Annotated in this window: 8 protein-coding genes; 2 read left to right on the forward strand and 6 right to left on the reverse strand. The window is 72.7% G+C overall.

The window, feature by feature from the left end:
* Positions 1 to 1,697: TonB-dependent receptor (locus tag MFF42_RS05660; protein ID WP_238254876.1), on the forward strand; the 1,697-nt coding region annotated here is incomplete at its 5' end.
* 16 nt (positions 1,698 to 1,713) lie between these two features.
* On the opposite strand, the gene MFF42_RS05665 is transcribed toward MFF42_RS05660, so the two are convergent.
* On the reverse strand, positions 1,714 to 3,078 hold the full coding sequence (locus MFF42_RS05665) for a cytochrome P450 (protein WP_238254877.1): 1,365 nt from the start codon (positions 3,076 to 3,078) through the stop codon (positions 1,714 to 1,716).
* A gap of 264 nt (positions 3,079 to 3,342) precedes the next feature.
* On the reverse strand, positions 3,343 to 4,284 hold the full coding sequence (locus MFF42_RS05670; RefSeq protein WP_238254878.1) for a LysR family transcriptional regulator: 942 nt from the start codon (positions 4,282 to 4,284) through the stop codon (positions 3,343 to 3,345).
* A 247-nt stretch (positions 4,285 to 4,531) separates the two neighbouring features.
* On the opposite strand from MFF42_RS05670, the gene MFF42_RS05675 reads away from it, so the two are divergent.
* The gene (locus MFF42_RS05675; protein WP_238254883.1) at positions 4,532 to 5,395 is read left to right on the forward strand and encodes an alpha/beta fold hydrolase; all 864 of its coding nucleotides are present in this window, start codon (positions 4,532 to 4,534) and stop codon (positions 5,393 to 5,395) included.
* 279 nt (positions 5,396 to 5,674) lie between these two features.
* Here the strand turns inward: MFF42_RS05675 and MFF42_RS05680 are convergent, their stop codons facing one another.
* The 4 genes from MFF42_RS05680 to MFF42_RS05695 all read right to left on the reverse strand — a co-directional run.
* Complete coding sequence (locus MFF42_RS05680) at positions 5,675 to 6,649, reverse strand: hypothetical protein (protein WP_238254879.1); 975 nt, start codon at positions 6,647 to 6,649, stop codon at positions 5,675 to 5,677.
* A 25-nt stretch (positions 6,650 to 6,674) separates the two neighbouring features.
* Positions 6,675 to 7,169 carry a DUF3617 domain-containing protein gene (locus MFF42_RS05685; protein WP_238254880.1) on the reverse strand — a complete coding sequence of 165 codons (495 nt, stop codon included), beginning with the start codon at positions 7,167 to 7,169 and terminating at the stop codon, positions 6,675 to 6,677.
* Between the two features lie 114 nt (positions 7,170 to 7,283).
* Positions 7,284 to 8,651, reverse strand: coding sequence for a hypothetical protein (locus tag MFF42_RS05690; protein ID WP_238254881.1), 1,368 nt, complete (start codon positions 8,649 to 8,651; stop codon positions 7,284 to 7,286).
* Between the two features lie 119 nt (positions 8,652 to 8,770).
* On the reverse strand, positions 8,771 to 9,610 hold an 840-nt coding region (locus MFF42_RS05695), incomplete at its 5' end, for an Hsp70 family protein (RefSeq protein WP_238254882.1).

A 9,610-nucleotide genomic window follows, 5' to 3' on the forward strand; every position in this document is an offset into this window, starting at 1 on the left:
TCGAGGTGCTGCGCGGCCCCTCGACCCTGCTCTCGGGGGTGCCGCCCTTCGGCAATATCGGCGGCGTCATCAATCTGATCCCGAAGCGCGCCCTCGACGAGCCGCTCAATCGCGTCACCCTCGGCTACGCGTCGGATGCGCAGGTCTACAAGGCGGTCGATATCAGCCGCCGCTTCGGGGAGGCGAAGGAGTGGGGCCTCCGCTTCAACGGCGCGTTCAACAACGGCGCCACGCCGATCGACAACCAGAGCGTCCATTTCGGCACCGCCGCGCTCGCCCTCGACTATCGCGGCGAGCGCCTGCGGGCCGCGCTCGACCTCGGCTACCAGGAACTCGACGTCCGGTCGCCGCTGCGCAACCGCAACGTGGCCGCCGGCGTGCGCATTCCCCGCGCGCCGGACCTGACCCTGAACCAGCAGCAGCCGTGGGAGTATCGCGACAGCGCCAACCAGCAACTGGCCACCCGGGTCGAGTACGATCTGACGCCGGACCTGACCCTCTACAGCGCCTACGGGCGCTCGAACTTCCGGCAGGAATATTTCGGCGGCGTGCTGACGATCTTCAACACGCGCGGCGACTACCGCGACCCGATCAGCTACCTGCCGATGCACATCGTCAACCGGACCGCCGAGGCGGGCCTGCGCGGCATCGTCGAGACCGGCCCGATCCGGCACAGCTTCGGTCTCGCCGCGGTCGGCTTCTGGCAGGATCTGGCGCAGCCGACGGCGCAGAATGTCGGCCCGGTCATCGTGTCGACCCTCTACGATCCGGTCTCCGTCGCGCCGCGCTCGACCTTCGGACTGTCGAATGCGACGCCGCGCACGTCGAGCCGGATCAACCGTAGCCTCGCCATCGCCGACACGATGTCGCTCTTCGACGAGCGGGTGCTCGTCACCGTCGGCGGGCGCTGGCAGAGCCTCGACGTGAATTCCTATAACCCGGCCACGGGTTTCCGCACCGGCACGAGCGAGAGCGGCGCCTTCTCGCCGGGCGTCGGCATCGTGGTGAAGCCGTGGGAGCGGCTCTCGCTCTACGCCAACTACGTCGAGGGCCTGACCTCGCCGGCGCCTCCCGTGAATGCCGTCAACGCCAGCGCCGCCTTCCCGGCGGCGGTCTCGCGGCAGACGGAAGTCGGCGCGAAGCTCGACCTCGGCACCGTCGGCCTCGGCTTTGCCGCCTTCGAGATCGAGCAGCCCTTCGGCTTCCTCGATGCCCGCACCCTGGTCTTCTCGGTCGACGGGCGCCAGCGCAACAGCGGCGTCGAGCTGACGGTCTTCGGCGAGCCGGTGCCGGGCATCCGGGTGCTGGGCGGCGTCAGCCTGCTCAACGGAGTGCAGGTGCAGGCGCAGGATCCGCGCAATGTCGGCCGGGTCGCGATCGGCGTGCCGGAGGTGCAGCTCAACCTCTACGGGGAGTACGACCTTCCGCCGAGCCTCCTGCCGGGCCTGAGCCTGACGGGCCGGGTGATCTACACCGCCGCGCAGTACTACGATCTCGCCAACAGCCAGAAGATCCCCGACTGGGCGACGCTCGATCTCGGCCTGCGCTATGCCACCCTGTTCCAGGACAGGCCGCTGACCCTCCGGGCGAACGTCGTCAACGTGACGGGCAACAACTACTGGGCCACGACCGGGCGCGGCATCCTCGCCCAGGGAACGCCGCGGACGGTGCTGCTCTCCGCCTCGGTGGATTTCTGAACGACGCGCCGTTCGCTCACGCCCGCCGCGTCAGCCGGAAGGCGGGGGCGTGGTCGGGCTGGGTCGTCACCACGGCCGCCGGCAACACCGGGCGGGCGTCCGCCCGCTCGATCCGGAAATGCCCGACGATCCGGCTCAGCGCGAGGGTCGCCTCGGTCAGCGCGAAGGCCGCGCCGATGCAGACCCGCGGCCCGGCGCCGAAGGGCAGGTAGGCGAAGCGGGGCACGGGCGGCGCGCCGGGCAGGAAGCGGCTCGGATCGAAGGCGTCGGGGTCGCGCCACAGCCGGCGATGACGGTGCAGCAGCCAGGGCGAGATCGTCACGCTGTCGCCGGGCCGGACGCTCTCGCCGGCGAGCACGTCCGGACGAAGCGCGCGGCGGGCCAGCACGAAGGCCGGCGGGTAGAGCCGCATCGTCTCCTCGATCACCGCGCGGGTGAACGGCTTGTCCGCACGCGTCGATTCCGCCGCGACGGCCGCTTGCGCCTCCGGCGCGAGCGCGAGCAGGGTGCAGGCCCAGAGCAGGGTCACCGCCGTGGTCTCGTGACCGGCCAGGATCATGGTGGCGACCTGATCGCGCAGCTCCTCGTGCGAGAAGCCCCGGCCGGTCTCCGGATCGCGGGCGGCGCGCAGGAGGTCGAGCAGATCGCGGGCCTCGCCCTGATGCCGCCCGCCCTGGCCCTCGTCGCGGTCGGCGATGACCCGATCGAGGAAGGCGACCCAGTCGCGGCGGAAGCGGGCGCGGGCCCGGTCGAGGGGCGTGGCGAAGCGCAGGGGCACGAGCAGGTCGGTCAGGTGCGGGCGCCCGAGCCGCGCGGCGTAGGCTTCGAGGAAGCCGCGCAGGCGCTCGCCGTGATCCGCCATGCCGACGGAGAACATGGTGCGCCCGGCAATCTCCAGGGCAAGCCGCTGGAGCGCGGCGAACAGATCGACCGGCCCGCGCGCCGCCGCGCCGTCGAGGGCGGCGACCGCCTCGTCGCTCGCCGAGAGGATGTGGGGCACCAGCGTCTCCACCGCCCGGGGGGTGAAGGCGGGGGCGAGCGTCCGCCGCTGGTGGCGCCACGCCGTCCCCTCGCTGATGAGCAGGCCGTCGCCGAGCATCGGCCGCAGCAGGCGGATGGTGATCGGGGTGCGGGCGTAGTGGGCGGCGTTGTCCACCAGCACGCGCCGCACGAGGTCCGGGTCGCTGACGGTGAAGCGGGTGCGCCCGAACAGCCGGCGGCGGCGCAAGGGGGCCTCGTAGGCGGAGGCCGGCCAGCAGAGGATGCCGTTGACCCGCATCGCCGCGATGAAGCGCAGCGTCGGCAATTCCCGCTCCGGCGGCGCCGGTACCGGCGGCACCAGACGCGCCACCGCCTGTCCGGGCGGAGCCTGCATGTCCATTCCGTCCGTTCCTCTCGCGCCCGTGATCGGGCGATCGCGAAGCGTTCTAGGCGCTCATGCCCGCCGGGGCGAGCGCAACCGCGGAAGGACTCGGCGGGAGATATGGCCCACGGGCGGTCCTGCACGCCTCGTCCGGCGGCGCAATCGCGTCCGCGTGTCCCACGACCCCGGCGCCGTCGGCCAAGTACCGGCCAAGTACCGGCCAAGTACCGGCCAAGTGCCTGCCAAGTGCCTGCCAAGGGCGAGTCCCCCGGAATCGGACACTCAATCGGGACCCGCGAAGGGCCGAATGCGCCGCGAGATGTCGGCCACGGCCGATCGCAGGTTCGGCGTCGCGTGATCGATGAAGGCCCGCATGGCGACGTTCCGCCGTGGGATCGGGTGGAAGACCAGGTGCACCGGGGAGGGCGCCGGCTCGAACGCCCGCAGGAGCGGGACGAGGCGTCCGGCCTCGATGTGCTCGGCGACCTGGTAGGCCATCACGCGGCAGATGCCGCCTCCGCGGATGGCGGCATCGATGGCGGCGCCGGCGATGTTCAGGGCGATGCGGGGCTGGATCGTCTGCGACAGGGGCCGGTGACGGCCCGGTCGAGGGTCGATGAACGGCCACAGCTCGCGTGCGGCGCCGTCGTCCGTCCCGAGGCAGCGATGCCGCTGGAGATCGCCGGGCGTTGCCGGGCGACCCGCTCGGTCGAGATAGCTCGGCGCCGCGCAGAGCAGTCGGCGCATCTCGCCGAGCCTGACCGCCACGAGGCTCGAAACCGGCAGCGGCGCGAGCCGGATGGCGGCGTCCACCCCCTCCTCGACGAGGTTCACGACCCGGTTGAGCAGGAGCACGCGCGCGCTCACCTCGGGATGCGCGTCGAGGAACCTTTCGAGGATCGGCATCAGCACCTTCTGGCCGAAGAGCTCCGGCGCGGTCAGGACGATGCGCCCCGTGATGCGCGTCGTCGCCGAGCCGGCTTCGTCCGCCTCGGCGAGTTCGGCCAGCACGCTTCGGTACACCATCACTTGGCGCTCGCCGCGCTCGGTTAGCCGTAGGGAGCGGGTCGAGCGATGCATCAGGCGCTCGCCCAGGCCGGCCTCCAGCATGGCGACCGCGCGGGTGACGGTGGCCGGCGAGTGTCCGAGCCTGCGCGCGGCCGCGGCGAGCGAGCCTGCCTCGACGACCGTCACGAAGACGGCCATGGCATCGAGCCGGTCCATCGTTGCAGATCCTGAAATTTGAGATTGCAGTCGCCGAGACTTGTTGCAGATCGCGTGAAAGGCCACCCTCCGGCCCATCGAAAGGCATGGAGGAGAAGCAGCCATGACGGCGACCCTGAACGGTCCGGATCGGCGCAACGTGCTCGCGGCTCTGGGTGTGGGCGTCGCCGCGATGCCGCTCGCGGCCTCGCCGGCCAGGGCCGCCACGCCCGCCCCGCGCTCCTCCGCTTCCCCGGAGATCCATCGGATGACGACGAGCTACGCAACCAAACGGGTCGGCGATGTCGAGGTGTTCTATCGCGAGGCCGGTCCCCGCGACGCGCCCGTGCTGCTCCTGCTGCACGGCTTCCCGACCGCCTCGCATATGTTCCGCGACCTGATCCCGCTGCTGGCGGACCGCTACCGGGTCATCGCGCCCGACCTGCCGGGCTTCGGCAACACCGTCGCGCCGCCACGGGCGCAGTTCGCGTACAGTTTCGACCGCCTCGCGGAGGTCGTTGAGGGTTTCGTCGATGCGATGGGGCTGAGCCGTTACGCCCTCTACATCTTCGATTACGGTGCCCCGACCGGCCTTCGCCTGGCCATGCGCCATCCCGAACGGATTAGCGCCATCGTCACCCAGAACGGCAACGCCTACCTCGAGGGTCTCAGCCGCGAATGGGAACCCTGGCAGGCCTATTGGCGCGATCCGAGCCCGGCGAACCGCGAGGCCTGTCGCGCCGCGCTCAGCGACGCGGCCATCGACGTCCAGTACCGGCAGGGCGCACCCGCCGGCCTCGTCTCACCCGACGGTCTGACGCTGGACAAGCACTTCATGCGCCGGCCAGAGGCGCAGGAGATCCAGCTCGACCTGATCCTGAGCTACCGCACGAACGTGGCGCTCTACCCCGCGTTTCAGGCCTATTTCCGCGCGCACCGACCGCCGCTGCTCGCGGTCTGGGGCCGGAACGATCCGTTCTTCATCCCGCCCGGCGCGGAGGCCTACCGGCGCGACCTGCCCGAGGCGGAGATCCACTTCCTCGACACCGGGCATTTCGCGCTGGAAACGCACCACGCCGAGATCGCGCGGCTGATGCGCGACTTCCTCAAGCGCAAGGTGGCGGACGGCTGATACGGTTTCCGGCTGATCACCTCGGGCCTTGCCTGATTCGTCATCGCGAGGCGGAGCCGAAGCGATCCAGCGCGCCGCCCTAACCGGAAAGGTCGCGCCCTGGATTGCCACGGCTTCGCCTCGCAATGACGGGGGAGAAACCGAAGTGATCAAACGGAAGCCGTACGAGGGGGCTTCAATCCCGAGATCGGGGGAGCGGACAGGCCGCGCACCGTGGGTCCAGGCCGGAGGGTGCGTGGTTCCCGCAGACTCCTGCGGCAGGCGCTTTCGACGGCCGCGTCAGAGCGGCTCCGGCCTGCCCCGCCGGGCGATGGCCGCGCGGGCCGTGCCGGCCCCCCAGGCCTCGTCGGGATCGTCGTCGGCCACCTCGGCCGCAGTCACCGGGACGGCTTCGAGGAGTGGGACGGAGCCGAACGGCAGGTCGGCGATCGCCGCGCCGTCCGCCGCCCCGGCGAGGATCACCTGCGCGAACGGCGCGCACTCGGCCGGGAGGCGGGAGAACAGGATCGCCCCGTGCTCGGCCACGTCCCGCGCCACACGATGGCCGTCCGCGACGCGGTCGCCGAGGCAGATCAGGATGTTGGCCCAGAGGCGCACCCGCTCCGCCTCCTCCGCCGGCCCGTCCGGCAGCCGCAGGGCGACCTCGCAGGCGACGCCGTTCTCCGGGTCGGGGATGCCGGCCCAGGGCGTGGACAGGCCGTCGGTGGCGAGCACCACCCCCTCCCCCGCCCCGCCGGCCGGGCGCAGAAGCAGGATGCGGCGATGGGGGCCGAACCATTTCGTCTGGCCGTACATGTTGGCGTTCGAGGCGTCCGCGGCACAGCCGGAGACCAGCCGGCCGCGCCCCTCCCAGAACCGGCGGCGGGCCGTCGCGGCGGCCTCGTAGGCCGGGTCGTCGGGTCCCCGCGGAACGATGCCGGGGTCGAACACCGTCTCCACGAGGACCCGGCCCGGTTGCCCGAGCAGGGACCGGGGAAAGCGCGCCGGCGCCCAGCGGATCTCGACCCGGTTGAAGGCGGGCCCGCCCGCCGCGGCGAGGCGCTCGACCACCGCGCCGACGGCGTCGAAGGCGCGGCGGGGCTCGGGATCCAGGTAACGTCCCGCGGCGTCGGTGTAGCCGCCCGAGATCTGCGCGTGGCCCGCCTGCATCGTGGTGGCGCTCCAGGCGCCCGCGACCGCCCCCGCCGGGGCGCGGCCGAGATCGGCGCGAAGGTCGCGCTCCGCGTCCGCGATGCCGTAGGGCGTGCCGGCCATGCCGCGTCCTCCCGTCCCGCCCGGATCAGGTTTTCTTGCCCGGCTTCTCCCCGCCGGGGCAATCGCCGAGCCGGCGCATCAGGGTCAGGATCTCGGAGGAGAATTCGGGGCGCCGGGTGGTGAGGGTTTGGATGGTGCCCGTCACGTGGTCCTTGGAGAAGTGATAGGTCAGGACGACCTTCGATTCCCTGCAATCCATGGCGAAGACGAAGCCGTCGGGCAGGTCGCGGGTCTCGCTCAGACGACAGGCATTGAGGAAGCGCGGGTTCGACTGGTACTGCGCCATCGTCTCGCGGCGGAATGCCTCGTAGTCGGCGGAGGCCAGGCAGGCCTCGCCCTTCGCGCCCTGATCCTGAAACCGGCTGTTGCGGCTCTCGGTCTCGTAGAGGCCCGGCACGAAGACCGGCCGCGGCGTCAGGAGCGGTGCCGCCTCGGTCGAAGGCGTCTGCGCCCGGCCACCGCCGCCGAGAAGCAGCACCGCGCCCACGGCGACGAGTCGGATCGCGGTCGTCGTCAGCATGTCGGCGAACCTCCCTTGGTCCGAGCGGGGCCGGCTTCCGGCCGGGCAGCCAGGGACTCCGGCGCCGCGGACAAGTCAAGCCGACGCGGTCGAGCCGACGCGGCGCGGACCGCCCTATCGACCGAGCAGGGTGGTGATCATGGCCGCCAGACCGAAATAGGGGCCGATGAAGGCGATGGAGCCGCCCCACAGCAGCACCAGCCAGCCCCAGCCGCCCATGCGGGAGCCGGCCTTGCGCAGGCGCGTCGCCCGCTCGGCGGGCGCGTAGACGCCCTTGCGCCCGGCCCGGCGCGCGGCGCGGGCGGCCGCCGCGATCTGGATGCGGTCGGCCCGGAACGCCGTCGCGGCGGCGGTGCCGGCCCAGAGAAGGAGCGCGAGGATTCCGAGGGCGATCGCCCGGCCCCCGCTCTCCTTCGTCGCGGCCTCCGCGAGCAGGAACGAGAGCCACAGCCCCGCCAGGGTCGCGAGCGCCACGCCCCAGCGGCGATGCGCCACCGCCCAGACATGCGGGGCGAGCAGCGCGTAGAGGGCGAGGTGCCGGGGCGGGGGGAGCCGCCGCCGCATCGCCTCGTAGGCCTTGAGGGCGTGCGGCGCGGATTCGAGGAAGGCGACGGCATCGCCCGCCTGGAGCGGCAGGCGCCCGTGCGGAAAGACCGGCACCGCTACCACCGCCGGATCGCCGGGTTCGGGCGGGATCAGGTCGCGCAGGATCTGGGCGACGATGGCCGCATCGCGCGCATCGAAGCGGGCGGCGAGCACCGCATCCTCCCGCGGCCAGCCGAAGACCGGGGCGGCGCGCAGGATCGCCGGGCGGGTGGCCTCGACGTGCTTGGCCGTCAACCGTCCGTCCGGACTGCGCCAGAGGCCGAACAGCGCCCGCAGCAGCGCCGCCTCCGCCACGGCGCGGGGCCGGGCGGGCAGCCGCCGCGCCCGCGCCAGCCACGGGGTCAGGCTGTCCGGGCCGTCGCGGAGGAAGGGTGGCAGGTCCGATTCGAGCGCGCGGGCCTCGTTCCACTCCGCCGGCCCGGCCTCGAGCGGCGCGATGTCGATCACCAGGGGGATCGGCGCATCCGGCGCGGGATCGGGGAATGCGGGGTTGGGGCGCGCGGGCGGGGGGTCGAGGTCGCGCACGAGAAGCGCCGGCGCCTCGGGCGCGGAGGCCGCGGCATCCGCATCGCGCGGGAGAGGCGGTTCCGGCGGCGCGGCGAGATCGTCGGCCGGGCCCGGATCCGGCGAGGCGGTCACCGCGACGCCCTCGCCCTGCCCGGCGGTCACGTCCGGGTCCTCGGTCTCCTGCGACGCCTCGGCCGGGAGCCGCCGCGCCTCGGCCAGGGCGCGCTCGCGGGCGGCGAGCAGGGCCTGAAACCCCTCGGCGTCCTCGTCGGGCCGGGTGAGCTTGAGGCGGCGGGCATAGGCGCGGCGGATCGCCGACGCGTCCCGCGTCGGTTCGAGCCCGAGCAGGCGCCAGGCGCTGTAGGTCATGAAGGGTCCCATACCAAGACGCAGGGAACCCGACCGATGGTCGGGTTCCCTGCGTCCGGCGGACGCCCGCCGCCGCGCCGTCGCGCGGGCCATCGACGATGAGTCATCATCGATCGATCTCAGAACCGGAAGCGGTGGTCTTCGAGGGCGTCGAGATCGGCGGCGAAGGCCGCCCGCACGGCCTCGGGCTCGCTGCCCGACGCCTCGGCGATCTCCCGCTCGAAGCGGGCGATGCGGCCGGCGACGTGCTGGCGCAGATCGCCGCGCAGCTCCGCGTAGAGCGCGTCGGCGCGGGCGAGCAGCGCCCGGTTCTCCGCCTGCTCCCGCGGCGCGAGTTTGATCGCGGCGAGGGCGGCGAAGCGGGCCTCGATCTCCGCCTCGTCGAGGTTGGCGCCGTTGCGGAAGACCTGACGGCGGCGCAGGCCGGTGGAGACCACCGCGACCTCGACCTCCAGGGCGCCGTTGATGTCGTAGGTGAAGCGCACCTCGGCGGTCTCGCTGCCGGCGGGCGCCTTGGGCAGCGTCACCGGGACCTCGCCCAGCGGGATGTTGTCGTCCGGGCGCAGGCTCTCGCCCTGGAACACCTTCACGTCGATGTGGTCCTGGCCGTCGTAGAGCGTGGTGACGCGGTGCGCCCGGCTCACCGGCACGGCGGCGTTGCGCTCGATGATCGGCAGCATCACCTGCGTCGCCCCGGCGGTGCGGGCGTTCTCGGTGACGGCGATGCCCAGCGTGAAGGGGCAGACATCGGTCATCACCACCTCTTCGAGGGCGGCGTGGCGCGCCTTGAGCCCGGCCTGCACCGCCGCCCCCTGCGCCACCGCCGTGTCGGGATCGACATGGACCAGGGGCAGCCGCCCGAACAGCCGGGCGACCAGGCTGCGGATCACCGGCATCCGGGTCGCGCCGCCGACGAGGATCACGCCGTCGAGGTCGGCGAGCCGCTTGCCGGAATCCGA

Origin of the sequence: Methylorubrum podarium, from assembly GCF_022179745.1 — a bacterium.
Lineage (GTDB): Bacteria > Pseudomonadota > Alphaproteobacteria > Rhizobiales > Beijerinckiaceae > Methylobacterium > Methylobacterium podarium.